Origin of the sequence: Pseudomonas sp. NPDC090201 (assembly GCF_044746825.1) — a bacterium.
In the GTDB taxonomy this organism is placed as follows: Bacteria; Pseudomonadota; Gammaproteobacteria; order Pseudomonadales; family Pseudomonadaceae; genus Aquipseudomonas; species Aquipseudomonas putida_AD.
Genome location: NZ_JBIVCX010000007.1, coordinates 189,013 through 206,579 on the forward strand (window position 1 = coordinate 189,013; position 17,567 = coordinate 206,579).

At 62.0% G+C, this 17,567-nt stretch carries 13 protein-coding genes; all 13 read right to left on the reverse strand.

Annotated features, from left to right (window positions below; all coding sequences use genetic code 11):
- Positions 1–101: 101 nt before the first annotated feature.
- On the reverse strand, positions 102–1,280 hold the full coding sequence (locus ACIPOO_RS19635; RefSeq protein ID WP_400609169.1) for an acetyl-CoA C-acetyltransferase: 1,179 nt from the start codon (positions 1,278–1,280) through the stop codon (positions 102–104).
- 89 nt (positions 1,281–1,369) lie between these two features.
- Positions 1,370–2,239, reverse strand: a complete 870-nt coding sequence (locus ACIPOO_RS19640; protein WP_400609171.1) for an oxygenase MpaB family protein — start codon at positions 2,237–2,239, stop codon at positions 1,370–1,372.
- A 148-nt stretch (positions 2,240–2,387) separates the two neighbouring features.
- A complete protein-coding gene (gene acs / locus ACIPOO_RS19645) occupies positions 2,388–4,325 on the reverse strand; it encodes an acetate--CoA ligase (RefSeq protein ID WP_400609173.1) in 1,938 nt (645 codons plus the stop codon).
- Between the two features lie 232 nt (positions 4,326–4,557).
- The gene (gene pgi, locus ACIPOO_RS19650) at positions 4,558–6,222 is read right to left on the reverse strand and encodes a glucose-6-phosphate isomerase (RefSeq protein WP_274134865.1); all 1,665 of its coding nucleotides are present in this window, start codon (positions 6,220–6,222) and stop codon (positions 4,558–4,560) included.
- Positions 6,223–6,487: 265 nt separating this feature from the next.
- A complete protein-coding gene (panC, locus tag ACIPOO_RS19655) occupies positions 6,488–7,339 on the reverse strand; it encodes a pantoate--beta-alanine ligase (protein ID WP_400609175.1) in 852 nt (283 codons plus the stop codon).
- Complete coding sequence (gene panB / locus ACIPOO_RS19660; protein ID WP_400609178.1) at positions 7,336–8,136, reverse strand: 3-methyl-2-oxobutanoate hydroxymethyltransferase; 801 nt, start codon at positions 8,134–8,136, stop codon at positions 7,336–7,338. Before panB ends, panC begins: the two co-directional genes overlap by 4 nt.
- Positions 8,137–8,471: 335 nt before the next feature.
- Entirely contained in the window at positions 8,472–8,951 is a 480-nt protein-coding gene (gene folK / locus ACIPOO_RS19665; RefSeq protein WP_400609230.1) for a 2-amino-4-hydroxy-6-hydroxymethyldihydropteridine diphosphokinase, read from the reverse strand.
- 15 nt (positions 8,952–8,966) lie between these two features.
- Entirely contained in the window at positions 8,967–10,367 is a 1,401-nt protein-coding gene (locus tag ACIPOO_RS19670) for a polynucleotide adenylyltransferase PcnB (protein WP_400609181.1), read from the reverse strand.
- 761 nt (positions 10,368–11,128) lie between these two features.
- Complete coding sequence (locus ACIPOO_RS19675) at positions 11,129–12,565, reverse strand: sigma-54-dependent transcriptional regulator (RefSeq protein WP_400609183.1); 1,437 nt, start codon at positions 12,563–12,565, stop codon at positions 11,129–11,131.
- A 22-nt stretch (positions 12,566–12,587) separates the two neighbouring features.
- Positions 12,588–15,542: a sensor histidine kinase gene (locus ACIPOO_RS19680; protein WP_274134859.1), complete on the reverse strand. Its 2,955-nt coding sequence runs from the start codon at positions 15,540–15,542 to the stop codon at positions 12,588–12,590.
- On the reverse strand, positions 15,526–15,702 hold the full coding sequence (locus tag ACIPOO_RS19685) for a hypothetical protein (RefSeq protein WP_002552060.1): 177 nt from the start codon (positions 15,700–15,702) through the stop codon (positions 15,526–15,528). Before ACIPOO_RS19685 ends, ACIPOO_RS19680 begins: the two co-directional genes overlap by 17 nt.
- Positions 15,703–15,819: 117 nt before the next feature.
- A complete protein-coding gene (gene gluQRS / locus ACIPOO_RS19690; protein ID WP_400609185.1) occupies positions 15,820–16,707 on the reverse strand; it encodes a tRNA glutamyl-Q(34) synthetase GluQRS in 888 nt (295 codons plus the stop codon).
- A gap of 299 nt (positions 16,708–17,006) precedes the next feature.
- A complete protein-coding gene (dksA, locus tag ACIPOO_RS19695; RefSeq protein WP_274134884.1) occupies positions 17,007–17,450 on the reverse strand; it encodes an RNA polymerase-binding protein DksA in 444 nt (147 codons plus the stop codon).
- Between the last annotated feature and the right edge of the window lie 117 nt (positions 17,451–17,567).

The following is a 17,567-nucleotide window of genomic DNA, read 5'->3' on the forward strand; positions in this document are numbered from 1 at the left end:
GCTCACGAAGGCGGAGTATCAGCCACGGAAGTGTTGTGGATGTACCGGCCTCTTCGTGAGCAAGCTCACTCCCACAGGTCTTTAATCCTCGCGGATTGGATTCACCGCGCGAGAGCCAGCGCAACTCCCTGGCCACCACCGATGCACAGCGTCGCCAGACCCTTCTTCGCATCGCGCTTGATCATTTCATGCAACAAGGTCACCAGCACACGGCAGCCCGATGCACCGATCGGGTGGCCGATGGCGATGGCGCCGCCGTTGACGTTGACCTTGTCCATGTCCCAGCCCAACTCCTTGCCCACCGACAGCGACTGCGCGGCAAACGCTTCGTTGGCTTCGATCAGGTCCAGCTCGTCCAGAGACCAGCCGGCCTTGTCCAGGCAGCGGCGGGTGGCGCTGACCGGGCCGATACCCATGATCGCCGGGTCCACGCCAGCATTGGCGTAGGCGGCGATGCGTGCCAGCACCGGCAGGCCCAGTTCTTCAGCCTTTTTTGCGCTCATCAGGATCACTGCCGCGGCACCGTCGTTCAGCGACGAGGCGTTACCGGCGGTCACGGTGCCATCCTTCTTGAATGCGGGCTTGAGTTTGGCGAGCGACGCGGCGGTAGTGCCTGCACGCGGTTGTTCGTCAGTGGCGAAGGGGACCGGGTCACCCTTGCGCTGTGGAATCAGGATCGGCGTAATTTCATCGACGAAGCGCCCGGCTGCGATGGCCGCAGCGGCTTTCTGCTGCGAGGCGGCAGCGAACGCGTCTTGCGCCTCGCGGCTGATCTCGTACTTGTCCGAGAGATTTTCGGCAGTGATGCCCATGTGGTAGTCGTTGAAGGCATCCCACAGGCCGTCGCTGATCATGGTGTCGACCATGGTCGCGTGGCCCATGCGCAGGCCGGTACGCGCGCCCGGCATGACGTAGTTGGCCAGGCTCATGCTCTCCTGACCGCCGGCGATGATGACGTCGGCGTCGCCGCAACGAATGGCCTGGGTGCCCAGGTGCAGCGCCTTGAGGCCTGAACCGCAGACCTTGTTCAGGGTCATCGCTGGCACCGCGAACGGCAGGCCGGCCTTGATCGACGCCTGGCGCGCAGGGTTCTGCCCGGCACCCGCAGTGAGGACCTGGCCCATGATGACTTCGTCGACTTGCGCAGGATCCAGGCCGGTCTGCGCCAGCAATTGGCGAATGACCGCAGCACCCAGATCAACCGCAGGAATATTCGCCAGCGAACCCTGGAAACTGCCGACGGCAGTGCGGGTAGCGGCAACGATAACGACGTCTTGCATGATGCGGATCCTCATTGTTGTAGGTTTCGAGCGCTGGGCCGATTGAAGCGAAGACGATTATGGTGGCATGAATGGGCATCAACGGAAATTCAAACCACGCCCATCCTGCGCCTGGCACGGTGCACCGATGCGTTGCGTACGGCCCATCGCAATACCGGTGCCGTGCGGTTGATGCCCGTTCGAATCATTCTGCGCCTGAAAGCCCCGAACTCGATACCGAACATCGCGCTCGCCCAATTAGGCAGCAGTTCGATGCCGGCCTGCATCATCAGCTTGCCCATGGGCTTGGCCATTCGGCTGGGGGCCGGGGCGTGGCGCAGCACGTGCAGCACCTCAAGGGTTCGTTCGTCGCACAGCAATTGCCCACGCATCTGTTCAAGGTAATCGGCAATGGCTTGGGCGGATCGCGGCACATCCCGGGCACCCAGACGCTCGGCCACCAGCGCGGTCTCGGCGTAGTACCTGTCCTGTTCATCAAGGGAAAGGTCAGGATTCAGATACCGCAGATGAGCCGCCATGAAGCTGCTGACCTCGGCCACATGCACCCACGTCAGCAGCTCCGGATCGTCGGCCTTGTAATGGCTGCCGTCCGGCGCCGTGCCGCTGATCTGTGCATGAATGCCGCGCACCTTGTCGATCAGCCAGTTGGCGTCGTGGGTTGAGCCGAAGGTGGTGCCCGAGACGAATTGCCCGGTACGCCGCAGCCGGCCGAGCATGTCTTCACGAAAATTGGAGTGGTCCCAGACCCCGGCCAGCACTCGCGGGTGGAGCATCTGCAGCATCAGGGCGCAGATGCCGCCGACCAGCATGCTGGCAAAGTCCCCATGCACTTGCCAGCACACCGCCTGCGGCCCGAACAGCCCGGGATCGCCCTTGGGATTCTCGATGTCCAGCTGCCCAAGGGCCAGGCCGGTCATGCTCATGACCTGGGTTTCGATGCGTGTGCGGATGAATTCCATGGGGCGTGATCGCAATATTACCTGTGGGAGCGAGCTTGCTCGCGAAGACTGACGTGCAGCCGCTTGAGGAGGTTCGGACGTTACGGCCCCTTCGCGAGCAAGCTCGCTCCCACAGGGTCTGTGCTTGCTCGCGAATTGGGGGTGGGGGCTATCTGTTCAAGCGCTTTTCGATCAAGCCTTCCACGACACTCGAATCGGCCAGGGTCGAAATATCCCCCAGGCTGTCCAGCTCGTTACAGGCGATCTTGCGCAGGATGCGACGCATGATCTTCCCGGAACGGGTTTTCGGCAAGGCCGGTGCCCACTGGATCAATTCAGGCTTGGCGAAGCTGCCGATTTCCTTGCTGACCAGCGCCAGCAATTCCTTCTGCAGGGCTTCATCGGGCTCGACCCCGGCCATGGTGGTGACGAACGCATAAATGCCCATGCCCTTGACGTCGTGGGGGTAGCCGACCACGGCGGCTTCGGCGACGCTGTCATGCAGCACCAGCGCGCTCTCCACCTCCGCGGTGCCGATGCGGTGGCCGGACACGTTGATGACATCGTCCACGCGCCCGGTGATCCAGTAATGGCCGTCCTGGTCGCGCCGCGCGCCATCGCCGGTGAAGTAGTAACCGGGGTAGGGCTTGAAGTAGGTTTCGACCATGCGCTTCTGGTCGCCATAGACACCGCGAATCTGCCCTGGCCAACTGGCCTTGATCGCCAGCAAACCGCTTGTCGCGCCTTGCAACTCCTTGCCCTTGTCGTCGAGCAACACCGGTTGCACCCCGAACATGGGCTGGGTCGCGCAGCCGGGTTTGAGCGGCGTGGTGCTGACCAATGGGGTGAGCATGATGCCGCCGGTCTCGGTCTGCCACCAGGTGTCGACGATAGGGCAGCGTTCTTTTCCTACCTGGTGGAAATACCATTCCCACGCCTCGGGGTTTATCGGCTCACCCACGGTGCCCAGCACGCGAAGGCTTTCCCGGCTGGTGCCCTGCAAGGGTTTCGGACCTTCGCGCATCAGTGCACGCAAAGCGGTCGGCGCGGTGTAGAAGATGTTCACATGGTGCTTGTCGATCACCTGCCAGAACCGCGAGGTGTCGGGGTAATTGGGCACGCCCTCGAAAATCAGCGTGGTCGCCCCGTTTGCCAAGGGGCCGTAGACGATATAGCTGTGCCCGGTGACCCAGCCCACGTCAGCGGTACACCAGTAGATTTCCCCGTCGCGGTAGTCGAACACGTACTTGTGGGTCAGTGCGGCCTGCAACAGATAGCCGCCGGTAGTGTGCAGCACGCCCTTGGGTTTGCCGGTGCTGCCTGAGGTGTAGAGGATGAACAGCGGGTCTTCGGCGTCCATCGGTTCGGGCGGGCAATCGTCGCTGATGCCGTGCAGGGCTTCGTGGTACCAGATGTCGCGGCCTTCGACCCAGTCGACCTCACCCTCGGTACGCTGGACCACCAGCACGGTGCTGACGTTCGGACAGCTTTGCAGGGCCTTGTCGACGTTCTGTTTCAGCGGGATGTATTTGCCGCCGCGCACGCCTTCATCGGCGGTGATCACGGTGTGGCAATCGGCGTCGAGAATCCGGTCGCGCAGGGCGTCCGGGGAAAATCCGCCGAACACCACCGAATGCACCGCGCCGATGCGCGTACAGGCCAGCATCGCGTAGGCCGCTTCCGGGACCATCGGCATGTAGATACACACCCGGTCACCTTTCTTCACCCCGCGCTGCTTGAGCACATTCGCCAGGCGGGCGACGTTGTGGTGCAACTTTTTGTAGGTGATTTCAGCGGATTCGGCAGGATTATCGCCTTCCCAAAGAATGGCCACCTGATCGCCGCGCTTTTCCAGATGACGATCAATGCAGTTGTAACTGACATTCAATTGGCCGCCCTTGAACCAGTTGGCGGCGCCGGTCTTGAGGTCGCATTGCTGCACCTGATCCCAGGGGCGGGACCAGTCGAGAAACTGGCTGGCCTGCTCGGCCCAGAATGCATCGGGCTGCTCGACCGACTGCCGGTACATGCGCTGGTAGTCCTCGGCGCTCAGTTGAGCGGCCTTGCGCGTGGCGTCGGCGTGGGGGAAATCGCTGAGATTGAACATGGCGTCTCCTTTTCTTGTGGCGTTGTGTAGCCGCGACATCTCATCAGAGTAGTTCGAAAACCCATGGGTTCAGCCTGGGTACACATCCCGTAGCAGTCCGGCTTGCCGGCGTCGGCGTCTTTGAAATCGCTGTCGCCGGCAAGCCGGACTGCTACGGGAGCGTGGCGCAGGCAAATAAAAACCCGCCGCCTCTTGCGAGGGGGCGGGTTTCGGATACAGCGATCAGGCTCGATCAGCCGCGGTGACGACCGCGGAAGTAGTTGATGAGCCCTTGGGTCGAGGCATCTTCAGCGGCGGTTTCTTCAGTGCCGACAAGGCGGCTGTAGACACCTTTGCCCAGTTCCTTGCCCAGTTCCACGCCCCACTGGTCGAAGGCGTTGGTGCCCCAGATCACGCTCTGCACGAATACCTTGTGCTCATACATCGCCACCAGCGCGCCGAGACGGCGAGGGCTGATACGTTCAACGACGATGGTGTTGCTCGGACGGTTGCCCGGAATCACCTTGTGCGGCGCCACGCGCTGCACTTCTTCCTCGGACATGCCCTTGGCGCGCAGTTCGGCCTCGGCTTCTTCGCGGGTCTTGCCCAGCATCAGCGCCTGGCTCTGGGACAGGCAGTTGGCGTACAGCCACTGATGGTGGTCGGAGACCGGGTTGAAGCTGACAATCGGCACGATGAAATCGGCCGGGATCAACTGGGTGCCCTGGTGCAGCAACTGGTGATACGCATGCTGGCCGTTGCAACCCACGCCACCCCAGATCACAGGGCCGGTGTCGGTCTTGACCGGCACGCCGTCCTGGCGAACGCTCTTGCCGTTGGATTCCATGTCCAGTTGTTGCAAGTGCTTGGTGATGTTACGCAGGTAATGGTCGTACGGCAGGATCGCGTGGCTCTGTGCGCCCCAGAAATTGCCGTACCAGACGCCCAGCAGCGCCAGCAGCGTCGGCATGTTCTGCTCGAACGGCGCGTTCTGGAAGTGCTGGTCCATGGTGTAGGCACCGGACAGCAATTCCTTGAAGTTGGACATGCCGACCGCCAGCGCGATAGGCAGGCCGATGGCCGACCACAGCGAGTAACGACCGCCGACCCAGTCCCACATCGGGAAGATGTTCTCTTCGCGGATACCGAAGGCCACAGCGGCGGCGTTGTTGCTCGATACCGCGATAAAGTGGCGATACAGCTCGGCTTCCGAACCGCCCTGGGCCAGGTACCAGGCGCGCGCGGCGGTGGCGTTCTTCAGGGTTTCCAGGGTCGAGAAAGTCTTGGACGAGACGATGAACAGCGTGGTTTCGGCGCGCAGCTTGCTGGTCAGTTCGTGCAGCTCGGTGCCGTCGATGTTCGCCAGGTAATGACAGCGAACGCCTTTCTGCGCGTAGGACAACAGCGCTTCGGACACCAGCTCAGGGCCAAGGAACGAGCCACCGATGCCGATGTTGACCACGTCAGTGATCGGCTTTTCGGTGTAGCCGCGCCACAGACCGTCGTGAATGCGGCCCACCAGATCGGTGATCTGGTTCAGCACCTTGTGCACTTCGGGCATCACGTTGACGCCGTTGACCATCAGCTTGTCACCCACCGGACGGCGCAGCGCGGTGTGCAGCGCCGGGCGACCTTCGGAGGAGTTGACCAGTTCGCCGTCGTACTGCGCCTTGATGGCGTCCTTGAGGCCCACTTCGTTGGCCAGGTTGACCAGCAACTGGCGGGTCTCGGCGGTGATCAGGTTTTTCGAGTAGTCGAGGAACAGCCCGCTGCTGCTGAGGGTGAAGTTGTTGAAGCGCTGCGGGTCTTCGTTGAACGCATCGCGCATGCTGAAATTCTGCATGGCCTTGCGGTGGTCGTTGAGCGCCTGCCAGGCGGGCAGGGTGGTGACGTCATGAGGAGTGCGGTAGTACGCCATCGCTACGGGGTTCCTTAAACTTGAACTGCCTTTGGACATTGAAAGCCAGACTGTCCGAAGCCTAATCCCCGGACGCGCTTATGTCTGCGCCTGACTTTACCTTTGCTCGGTACTTTTTCTCACAATCTGATGCATGGCCGCCTTTCTCAGGCGAGCTGTACCGGTATGGCATTGCTCGTGTGGCTAAGTTCATTACCCGGTCTGCATGGGTCTGGTAAACCTGGCCGCCGGGTACTGAGCATAGTCGCCATTGCAGACGTGGTGTTTATTCCTTGGCCAGGTGCAGGTTGTCGATCAGCCGCGTCTTGCCCAGGAATGCCGCGCCCAGCACTACCAGGTCGTGGTCGTCTGGCGTTGCCGGACGCAGGGTCACGGCATTGCGGATTTCCAGGTAGTCGGGGCGAAAGCCTGCGGCTTCGAGGGCTTTCCAGCCATCGGCGAGCAACTGCGTGTGGTTCTGCTCGCCATTGTGAAGGGCGTCTGCGATCTGTTTGATGACACGGTAAAGCGCCGGTGCCGTCGCGCGTTCGGCTTCGGTCAGGTAACCGTTGCGCGAGGACAGCGCCAAGCCGTCGGCGGCGCGTACGGTGGGCTCGCCAATGATCTGGATCGGCATGTTCAGGTCACGGGCCAGTGCGCTGACGACGGCCAGTTGCTGGAAGTCTTTCTGGCCAAAGATGGCGATGTCAGGCTGGACCATGTTGAACAGCTTGCTGACCACCGTGGAAACACCGTCGAAGTGCCCAGGACGGCTGCCGCCGCACAGGCCTTCGGAGACCACGGGCACGCGGACGATGGTCTGGTCGGCCATGCCGTGGGGGTACATTTCCTCGACCGTCGGTGTGAACAACAGGTGGCAACCGGCTTGCAGCAGTTTTTCCTGATCCGCCGCCAGGGTGCGCGGGTAGGTGGCCAGGTCTTCGTTGGGGCCGAACTGCAACGGGTTGACGAAGATGCTCGCCACCACGAAGTCGGCGCGCTGGGTCGCCTTGGTGACCAGCGCCGTGTGGCCGCTGTGCAGGTTGCCCATGGTCGGGACCAGTGCGATACGTTTGCCTTCGCTGCGGGCGCGGGCAACGGCGGCGCGCAGTTCGCGAACGGTTTTGACAGTGTTCATGCCGAGAATCCGTGTTCTGGTGCAGGGAAGCTGACGCTTTTGACGGCGCTGACATAGGCCGTGATGGCCGACTGAATATCCGGCTGGCCGGTCATGAAGTTCTTCACGAACTTGGGCACGCGGCCGCTGATCGACAGGCCGAGCATGTCGTGCAGCACCAGCACCTGGCCATCCACCGCGCTGCCTGCGCCGATGCCGATCACCGGAATCTTCACTGCATGGGTGATTTCCTGAGCCAGTTCGCTGGGTACGCATTCCAGCAGAATCATCGCCGCACCCGCTTGTTCAAGGGTGATTGCGTCGGCGCGCATCTGCCGCGCCTGCGCCTCGTGACGCCCCTGCACCTTGTAGCCGCCCAGCACATTGACCGCCTGCGGCGTCAGGCCCATGTGCGCGCACACCGGGATGCCGCGCTCGGCCAGCAGGCGGATCGAGTCGGCGAGCCACGCCGCGCCTTCGACCTTGAGCATGTGTGCACCGGCCTGCATCAGCGCGGCGCTGTTGGCGAAGGTCTGCTCGGCAGTGGCGTAGGACATGAACGGCAGGTCGGCGAGAATCAGCGCACCCTGGTTGCCGCGCTTGACGCAGGCGACGTGGTACGCCATTTCGGCGGTGGTGACCGGCAGCGTGCTGTCGTGCCCCTGCAGGACCATGCCCAGCGAGTCGCCGACCAGCAGCACTTCTACACCCGCCTGGCTTGCGGTGTGGGCGAAGGTTGCGTCGTAGCAGGTCAGCATGGTGATTTTTTCACCTTTTTGCTTCAGGCCCAGCAGGGACGTAACGGTGATATCTGGCATGAAAAAAGTCCTCGTTCAGGCGCTGTGAACACTACGGCGAGCAACGCGTGATTCATTCGTAAGACACAGGCACACCGTCGTTTCGCGGTGTTTGAAAAAGCCTGTTCTGCGCCTTTTGGCCGGTAGTCCGGCGTTGGGACGCTTATCTTCGTGAGGAGGGGGCGGGAAGTCAATTCCGGGTGTTACCGGTTTGGTCGGGTTGTTACCGGGCGGGTAACGGGCAAGCGCGATTTATGCCTGTAGGAGCGCGCTTGCCCGCGAATGCGGTGTACCTGTGACGAATAAGGCGCCAGGCATACCCCCATCGCGGGCAAGCGCGCTCCTACAGGATGGAGTCAGCCTGGCAGCCGTTCCAGCCCTTCAAACGGGCAGGCGGCCAGCAGGTCGTCCAGTGCGCGCCCATCGGCCAGGATCAGGCCCGGCGCAAGCTCGGCCAGCGGGTACAGCACGAACGCCCGGGCGTGCATGTGATAGTGCGGGACCTTCAGGCGCGGCTCGTCGATCAGGCGGTCACCGAACAACAGGATGTCCAGGTCCAGCGTACGCGGCCCCCAGCGCTCAAGGCGCTCGCGACCCTGGCCGTTCTCCACGCCTTGCAGGGCATCGAGCAACGCCAGTGGCGCAAGGCCCGTGTCCAGCGCGGCAACGGCGTTGGTGTAACGCGGCTGGCCTGGGAGCAACGAGTCACTGACATAGAAAGAAGAAACGCCTGACAGGGCAGTCTGCGGCAATTGCGCCAGCGCCTTGAGGGCTTCGCGCAATTGCTCGGCGGGCTCGGCCAGGTTACTGCCCAGGCCGATGTAGACATGTTCCATGTTCATCGTACGCGCTTATTCCCCTGCGTCGGCGCCAGCACGCTTGCGCTTGCCGCCACCGCTGCGACGGCGTTTGCGCGGGCCCTGGCCTGCGGCGTCGGGCTTGCTGCCCAGCTCGCGAATCATGTCGCGGCGCCCGGCCTCATTGGCATCCTGATACTCCGTCCACCAATCGCCCAGGCCATCGGTTTCCTCGCCTGCGCCTTCACGCAGCAGCAGGAAGTCGTAGCCGGCGCGGAAACGCGGGTTCTCCAGCAGCAGGTCGGCGCGCTTGCCGGAACGGCGGGGCAGACGCTCCTGCATGTCCCAGATCTCGCGGATCGGCATGGTGAAGCGCTTGGGGATCGCGATGCGCTGGCATTGCTCGGAAATCAGCAAGTGCGCCGCTTCCTGCATGGCCGGGATCGGGGGCATGCCGCGCTCTTGCAGGCGCAGCACCAGCGCAGGCAGGGCCGGCCACAGCAATGCGGCGAACAGGAAGGCCGGGGTGACCGGCTTGTTCTGTTTCACCCGCAGGTCGGTGTTGGCCAGGGCATCGCTGATGAGCGTGTGGGTGTAGGTCGGGTTGTGCTCCAGCGCGTGGGAGCTGGCCGGGAACAGCGGATCGAACAACTCCAGATCCACCAGCATCTCGAAGGTCGGCTCGGCATGGCCCGACAGGAACAGCTTGAGCACTTCCTCGAACAGACGCGCAGCCGGAATGTCGCGCAGCATCGAGGCCAGCGGGCGAATCGGCGTGGCACTGTGCTTCTCGATGCCGAAGTCCAGCTTGGCGGCGAAACGCACGGCGCGCAGCATCCGCACCGGGTCTTCCTTATAGCGCTGTTGCGGGTCGCCAATCAGGCGGATCAAGCGATTGCGGATGTCGTGTACGCCGTTGGCGTAGTCGAGCACCCGCTCGGTGACCGGATCGTAGTACAGGGCGTTGATGGTGAAGTCGCGGCGCTGGGCGTCTTCTTCCAGGGTGCCGTAGACGTTGTCGCGCAGGATCCGCCCACTCTCGTTGCGGGACGACTGGTTGCTGTCTTCGTCCTCTTCATCCTGAGGGTGGTTGGCGCGGAAAGTCGCCACTTCGATGATTTCACGACCGAAATGGATATGAACCAGCTTGAAACGCCGGCCAATGATCCGCGCGTTGCGGAACTCGGCGCGCACCTGTTCAGGCGTGGCGCTGGTGGCGACGTCGAAATCCTTTGGCGTAATGCCCAGCATCATGTCCCGCACGCAGCCGCCAACCAGATATGCCTGGTAGCCGGCATTTTGCAGACGCTCGACGATGTTCACCGCATAGCGGCTGAATTGGTTGCGTTGCAACGAATGCTGGCTGCTGTTGAGCACTTCAGGCGTTGTGCGCATGTGTTGCTGCGGCTTGGTGCGCAGAGGGGTACGGAATGACTGGAACAGCTTCTTCAGCATGGGATGCACTGTTTGAAGGAATATTCGGCCATTGACAAAGAATGACCGCATGATGGGCGGGGATTCTAGCATTTAGTCGATCAATGGTGTAGGAAGCTGCGCGAACGCCGCCGGGAGGCAGGAAATACAGGGGTTGAACGGTGGTTGCAGGGCAAGGATTTTGCTCTGGAAGCTACTGGGGGAGCCGAAGCTCCCCCAAAGTGCGTGCTCTTATTTTTATTGTCTGTTGGGCTTTTTGTTTTTGTTGAGCGCCCAATTCACGGCATTTCGCCTGTGAAACCTCCCAATCGGGAGTCAAGAGCAAACGGATTGCTTTGGTCGCTGTGCTGCAGTAATCGTTCGATCCAACCAGTTCAGGCTCTACCTTGGGGTAGTTTTTTGTTGTTCTCGGCCTGGTTGCGGGACAAGTCCCAAATGCAACGCCTCTCCAAAAGAATCAGTTAGCTGCGCCTCCGCCGTTTTGTTCTTGTTATGCGTGAGTCGATACGTCTTGTTTTTATTGTGTTTTTTTTGCGGGTGACTGATTTTTGTTGTTCTTGTACGAATACATATAGCAGAACCCGTGCCAACTTTTGGCAAAGTCGCTGCAGCCCTTTAAAACCGGGGGTGTGGCAAAACGACGCTATCGCGCGCAGTTTTACGCAGGCCAAAAAAAGCCGGGGCTGCGTTACCGTACGCCCCGGCTTTTGTTACGTTCCGCTTTTGAGGTAACAGTTCTTTTTGAACTTGCTGAAGGCCCTGTGCCAGAGCCTTCGCGCGCCTCAGGTCTCGCTGGCCACGCCGGTCTTGCGCCGTGGAATGCCCAGGCGCTGGCGACGTTCCCACAGGCACTTGCGGCTGACGCCCAGCTTGCGTGCCAGTTCAGTCTCGGTCATGTGGTCCTGATGTTCGAGCACGAAGTGCTGGAAATAATCTTCCAGGGACAGGTCCTCGGTCGGCTCATGGGCGGTGGAACTGGCGCTGGCCGCCTGAGGCGCCAGGCCAATGAACTCGTCCACGTCCAGATCGCTCAGCTCGATGTCGATGCCGAGCAGGTCGGCCGAGATTTCAGGGCTCTCGCAGAGGATCACCGCGCGCTCGACAGCGTTTTCCAGTTCGCGCACGTTACCCGGCCAGGAATAATGGCGAATCGCCTGCTCGGCATCGGGGCCGAATTTCAGGTCGGAACGGCCAGCCTTGGCGCTCTGGCGGGCCAGGAACGCGTTGGCGATCTCGTTGACGTCGGCGCCACGCTCGCGCAGTGCGGGCAGTTTCAGCGCGATCACGTGCAGGCGATAGTAAAGGTCTTCACGGAACTGGCCGACCTTGGCCAGGCTCTTGAGGTCGCGGTGGGTCGCGGCGATCAGGCGCACATCGACCTTTTGCGACTGCACCGAGCCCACGCGGCGAATCTCGCCTTCCTGAAGCACACGCAGCAGGCGCGCCTGGGCTTCGAGGGGCAATTCACCGATTTCGTCGAGGAACAGCGTACCGCCGTCCGCTGCTTCCACCAGGCCCGCGCGACCTGCGCTGGCACCGGTGAATGCGCCTTTCTCGTGGCCGAACAGTTCGGACTCGATCAGGGTTTCCGGGATGGCTGCGCAGTTCACCGAAATCATCGGTGCCTTGGCGCGGCGCGACAGGTTGTGCAGGGCGCGGGCGACCAGTTCCTTGCCGGTCCCGGATTCGCCCTGGATCAGCACGTTGGAGTCGGTCGGCGCCACCTTGCGAATCTTGCCGTAGAGGTCCTGCATCGGCGGGCAGGAGCCGATGATGCCGATCTCGCCGTTGCTGTTGTCAGGGCCCGGCTTGTCAGCCGAAGGCTTGCCGGCAGTGGCGGCGCGTTCTGCCTGGATGCTCTGCACCGTTTGTCGGTCACGCAGGATGCGCGAGACCGCCTGGAGCATTTCGTCGTGGTCGAAGGGCTTGGCGATGTAATCCACCGCGCCCATTTTCATCGAGTCCACGGCCGAGCGCAGGCTGGCATAGCTGGTCATGATCAGGACGGGCTTGCCCTGGCCCAGCTTGATCAGTTCAGTGCCCGGAGCGCCGGGAAGGCGCAGGTCGCTGACGATCAGGTCGAACGAGGGGATGCTGAAACGTTCCTGAGCTTCCTGCACGGATCCGGCTTCACTGACCTGGTACTGATTACGTTCCAGCAGGCGACGCAAGGCAGAGCGGATAATGGTTTCGTCTTCGACGATCAAAATGTGCGGCATTGATTCGATTCTCTCGACGGTCTCAGTTCACAGCGGACGTCGCTTCGACATGTCGCGGTAATGTCACCCGAATACGGGTTCCGCGTTGTTGCTCGGGGTCAGCCGGGCTGTCGATGGTGATTTGTCCATAATGCTCTTCAACGATGGAATAGACCAGTGCGAGCCCAAGGCCTGTCCCTTCACCCGGATCCTTGGTGGTGAAGAACGGCTCGAACAAGCGGTCCATGATCGCTTTTGGAATACCGGTGCCTTCGTCTTCGACGATCAGATCCACCGTATGTTCAGACGCCTCGCTCTTGACCCGGATCGCGCTGCCGGCAGGCGAGGCGTCACGGGCGTTGGAGAGCAGGTTGATCAGCACCTGCGCCAGGCGTTGCGGGTCGCCGTCGACCCAGTGGTTCGGGTTGCACAGGTTGTAGAACTGCACTTCGAAATTGCGCCGGTTCAGGGCCAGCAGACCAATGGCATCCTGCGCCACTTCGGCCAGGCACACCGCTTCGTCGGATTGTTGATGGCCACCGGCATGGGCGAAGCTCATCAGCGACTGCACGATGCGCGAAACACGTTTGGTCTGCTCGATGATCTGGCTGCTGATTTCGGTCAGTTCGCCGTCTTCTTCACGCTCTTCGCGCAGGTTTTGCGCAAGGCAGGCGATGCCGGTGATCGGGTTGCCGATCTCGTGGGCCACGCCCGCCGCCAGCCGGCCAATGCTGGCCAGGCGCTCGGAGTGCACCAGTTTGTCTTCGAGCATCTGGGTGTCGGTCAGGTCTTCCACCAGGATCACCAGGCCGCTGTTACCCGGCGCCAGGGGCTCGTCGATGGCGGCCTTGTGCAGGTTGAGCCAGCGGGTCTGCCCGTCCAGCCCCAGGCGCTGCTTGTGCAAGTGCTCGTCCGGGACGTTGATGAACCCCAGCAGCAACTGGCGCCACGGATCGGCGATGGTTTCCAGCCGAGAGCCGACCACCCGCTGTGCACCGATGCCGGTGAGTTCTTCCATGGCCTTGTTCCACATCAGGATTTCCTGATCCTTGGCCAGGGAACAGACGCCCATCGGCAGCTCCTGCAAGGTCTGGCGGTGGTAGCGGCGCAGGGCGTCGAGTTCGGCGGCAAGCCCTGTGAGGCGCGAGTGGTAATCCTCGAGGCGGCTTTCGATGAAATGGATGTCTTCGGTGACGTAGTTTTCGCTGCCGGATTTGTACGGCAGGAAGGTTTCCACCATATCCTGGGCGACACTGGGGCCCATCAGGCCGGACAGGTTGGCCTCGATCCGGTCCCGCAGGCGGCGCAGGGCATAGGGCCTGCGCTCGTCGAAGGGCAGGTAGAGATCGCGTAGCGCCTGTTCGACTTCTTTCTGCGCGGCCTTGGCGCCCAGCGGCTTGGCCAGTTGCGTGGCAAATTCCTGGGGCGATACGGCGTGCAGTTCCCGACGCTGCGGGCGGCGCACGTTGTCCACCGCGCAGGCCTCGGCGGCGCTGGCTTCCTCGGCGCTGGGGTTGCTGAACAGGGAGATCAGGGTGAACACCAGCACGTTGGCCGCGAGCGAGGCGATGGCCGCCATGTGCCAACTGGTGTCGTCGAGCACGTAGATCATGTTCAGCAGCGGGATGTAGAAACCCTGGAAGTTGCCGATCAACGGCAACAGCATGCTGACCAGCCACACCACGATGCCGGCGATCAGCCCGGCCATGAAACCTCGACGGTTGGCGGCGGGCCAGTACAGCACCGACAGCACGCCCGGCAGGAATTGCAGGGTGGCGACGAAGGCGACGATGCCCAGGTTGGCCAGGTCCTGCTTGGCGCCCAGCAGCAGGTAGAAGCCGTAGCCCGCCATGATGATGGCCACGATCAGCCCGCGGCGGGTCCACTTCAGCCAGCGGTAGATATTGCCTTCGGCAGGCGGTTGATAGAGCGGCAGCACCAGATGGTTCAGCGCCATGCCGGACAACGCCAGGGTGGTCACGATAATCAGCCCGCTGGCCGCCGACAGCCCTCCGACATAGGCGAGCAGGGCCAGGGCCGGGTTATGGGCAGCGATACCGATGCCCAGCGTGAAGTATTCCGGGCTGGTGGTGGCGCCCAGTTTCAGCCCGGCCCACAGCACCAGCGGCACTGCCAGGCTCATCAACAGCAGGAACAGCGGCAAGCCCCAGCTGGCACTGACCAGCGCGCGGGGGTTGAGGTTTTCGGTGAAGGTCATGTGATACATGTGCGGCATCACGATGGCCGAGGCGAAGAATACCAGCAGCAATGTGCGCCACGGACCTTCCTGTAACGGGGTATGCAGGGCGGCGAGGGCGCTCTGGTTTTGCAGCAGCCACTGTTCGAGGCTTTGCGGGCCGTCGAAGACACCGTACAGCGCATACAAGCCCACGCCGCCGATGGCCACCAGCTTGATGACCGATTCAAAGGCGATGGCAAACACCAGCCCTTCGTGTTTTTCCCGGGTGGCGATGTGGCGCGAGCCAAAGAAGATGGTGAACAGGGTGATCAGCACGCAGAACGCCAGGGCGACGTAGTTGCGCACCGGCTCGCGGGTCAGAATGCCGATGGAGTCGGCCACCGCCTGAATCTGCAGGGCCAGCAGCGGTAGCACGCCGATCAGCATGAAGATCGTCGTCAGTGCCCCTGCCCAGGTGCTGCGAAAGCGGAAGGCGAACAGGTCGGCCAGCGACGACAGCTGGTAAGTGCGGGTGATCTTGAGGATCGGGTAAAGCAGCACCGGCGCCAGCAGAAACGCGCCCGACACCCCGAGGTAGCTGGACAGGAAGCCATAGCCGTACTCGTAGGCCAGCCCCACCGTGCCATAGAACGCCCAGGCGCTGGCGTAAACCCCCAGCGACAGGGTGTAGGTCAGCGGGTGGCGAATGATCCAGCGCGGAATCAGGCCGCGCTCACTGATCCAGGCAACGCTGAACAGCGCCAGCAGGTAGGCGGCACTGACCAGAATCATCTGGGTCAGGCTAAAGCTCATCGGCATCTCGTTGGCTCTGCAGAATGAAAGTCACCACGATCAGGATCAGCCACAGCATGTAGGGCCGGTACCAGGCCCCCGTCGCGTCGATCCACCAATCCATGATGGCCGGGGAAAATAGATAAATGCCTACCACCAGGAGCAGGACCAATCGGTAGATGTACATTTGGCCTCCCAAGTTGACTGACCGACAGATGAGGAGCGGCATGGTAACGGATGGCTATCAGGCCGCAAGCGACGTTTCGGCCACCTTTCTACGGCAGTTTGGAGCAACCGCTCTAGTTCAGTCTATTCGAGCTTCTTCGATCGTGGCGACCCGCGGAATCAAATCGGCATTCCAGTGTGCGATTCCCCAGTCCAGCACCTCGCGCGGGGTGGCGAACGACAGGTCCGCTGGCGCGGGCTGCCCGAGCGCACGCAGGGCCCGCATCAGTAGCGGGGTCGCCTGATCGGCCGGCAGGGGCGGGGAACGGTAGGTCTTGCCCAGCTTGTTGCCGTTGGGCTGGGTAATCAGCGGCACATGCAGGTAGCGCGGGTGCGGCAGGCCCAGTAGTTCCTGCAGGTAAAGCTGGCGCGGCGTGGAGTCCAGCAGGTCGGCGCCGCGCACGATGTCGGTGACCCCTTGCCAGCCATCGTCGAGCACCACCGCCAGTTGGTAGGCGTAGAAACCGTCACGGCGGCGGATCACAAAATCGCCGACGTCGCGGCCCAAGTGCTGGGCGAATGAGCCCTGTACCCGGTCTTCGAAGCGGTATTGCAGTTCCGGCACGCGACTGCGGATCGCGGCGTTGTCAGGCGAATGCCCTGCGTTGCGGCAGAAGCCTGGGTAAATACCCTGGAAGTCTTCCAGTTGCTTGCGCGAACAGGTGCAGGCGTAGGCCAGGCCATGGCTGAACCAGCGGTTGATGATGTCCTGGTAGGCGTCGTGACGGTCGCTTTGTCTGACCAGTTCGCCGTCCCACTCGAAGCCGTAGGTTTCCAGGGCACCGAGGATGGCCGCTTGCGCGCCGGGTTCTTCCCGGGGCGGATCGAGGTCTTCCATGCGCATCAGCCACTTGCCGCCAACAGCGCGCGCATCCAGATAGGAAGCAAGCGCCGCGACCAGTGAGCCGAAGTGCAGATAACCGCTGGGGGTTGGCGCAAAGCGCCCTATATAAGGAAGGGATTTCATGGACGCAGATGGTACTGGAAATCGGATGGCCGAAGAACCGGACGAATCATCAGACCCTGTAGGAGCGCGCTTGCCCGCGACAGCGATCTTGCGGGCACCGACGCCGGCAAGCCGGACTGCTACGGGGCCGATGTGCGACGAAGATCTGGCTTCTGGCCGAAGGCTGTAGGAGCGCGCTTGCCCGCGACAGCGATCTTGCGGGCGCCATCGCCGGCAAGCCGGACTGCTACGAGGAAATCACTTTGCTCCAGAAACAACAAAAGACGCCGAAGCGTCTTTTGTCCTGAAAGAAAACACGATCATTTACCGATCTGTTTTTCCTTGATTTCAGCCAGGGTCTTGCAGTCGATGCACAGGTCGGCGGTCGGACGGGCTTCCAGGCGGCGCAGGCCGATCTCGATGCCGCAGGATTCACACCAGCCGTACTCTTCGTCTTCGATCAATTGCAGCGTCTTGTCGATCTTCTTGATCAACTTGCGCTCACGATCACGAGCACGCAGTTCAAGGGCGAATTCCTCTTCCTGACTTGCACGGTCTGCCGGGTCAGGAAAGTTGGCCGCTTCGTCCTTCATATGATCAACGGTGCGATCAACTTCCTGCATCAAGTCCTGTTTCCACTTGTTCAGGATCTTGGTGAAGTGAGCGCGCATGGGCTTGCCCATGTATTCCTCGTCCTTCGTCGTGACGTAAGGCTCGAAACCGCTAATCGTTTGGTTGCTTTTTTGCTTTTCTTCGGTGGGCATGAACGGACAGCCTCTCACTCTTCTAAGCCATTGCGCAGGGTAAAGATCCATCGCCGACGCCTGCCGGCCCTGCGGCTGCAAGCGGGCGAACTTACCAGATCGAATCGGAGCGCGCTA

Bases quoted from the DNA above. Each gene is read 5' to 3' on its own strand.
- ACIPOO_RS19635 (WP_400609169.1), bottom strand. From the start codon at position 1,280: ATGCAAGACGTCGTTATCGTTGCCGCTACCCGCACTGCCGTCGGCAGT.
- ACIPOO_RS19640 (WP_400609171.1), bottom strand. From the start codon at position 2,239: ATGGAATTCATCCGCACACGCATCGAAACCCAGGTCATGAGCATGACC.
- acs (WP_400609173.1), bottom strand. From the start codon at position 4,325: ATGTTCAATCTCAGCGATTTCCCCCACGCCGACGCCACGCGCAAGGCC.
- pgi (WP_274134865.1), bottom strand. From the start codon at position 6,222: ATGGCGTACTACCGCACTCCTCATGACGTCACCACCCTGCCCGCCTGG.
- panC (WP_400609175.1), bottom strand. From the start codon at position 7,339: ATGAACACTGTCAAAACCGTTCGCGAACTGCGCGCCGCCGTTGCCCGC.
- panB (WP_400609178.1), bottom strand. From the start codon at position 8,136: ATGCCAGATATCACCGTTACGTCCCTGCTGGGCCTGAAGCAAAAAGGT.
- folK (WP_400609230.1), bottom strand. From the start codon at position 8,951: ATGGAACATGTCTACATCGGCCTGGGCAGTAACCTGGCCGAGCCCGCC.
- ACIPOO_RS19670 (WP_400609181.1), bottom strand. From the start codon at position 10,367: ATGCTGAAGAAGCTGTTCCAGTCATTCCGTACCCCTCTGCGCACCAAG.
- ACIPOO_RS19675 (WP_400609183.1), bottom strand. From the start codon at position 12,565: ATGCCGCACATTTTGATCGTCGAAGACGAAACCATTATCCGCTCTGCC.
- ACIPOO_RS19680 (WP_274134859.1), bottom strand. From the start codon at position 15,542: ATGCCGATGAGCTTTAGCCTGACCCAGATGATTCTGGTCAGTGCCGCC.
- ACIPOO_RS19685 (WP_002552060.1), bottom strand. From the start codon at position 15,702: ATGTACATCTACCGATTGGTCCTGCTCCTGGTGGTAGGCATTTATCTA.
- gluQRS (WP_400609185.1), bottom strand. From the start codon at position 16,707: ATGAAATCCCTTCCTTATATAGGGCGCTTTGCGCCAACCCCCAGCGGT.
- dksA (WP_274134884.1), bottom strand. From the start codon at position 17,450: ATGCCCACCGAAGAAAAGCAAAAAAGCAACCAAACGATTAGCGGTTTC.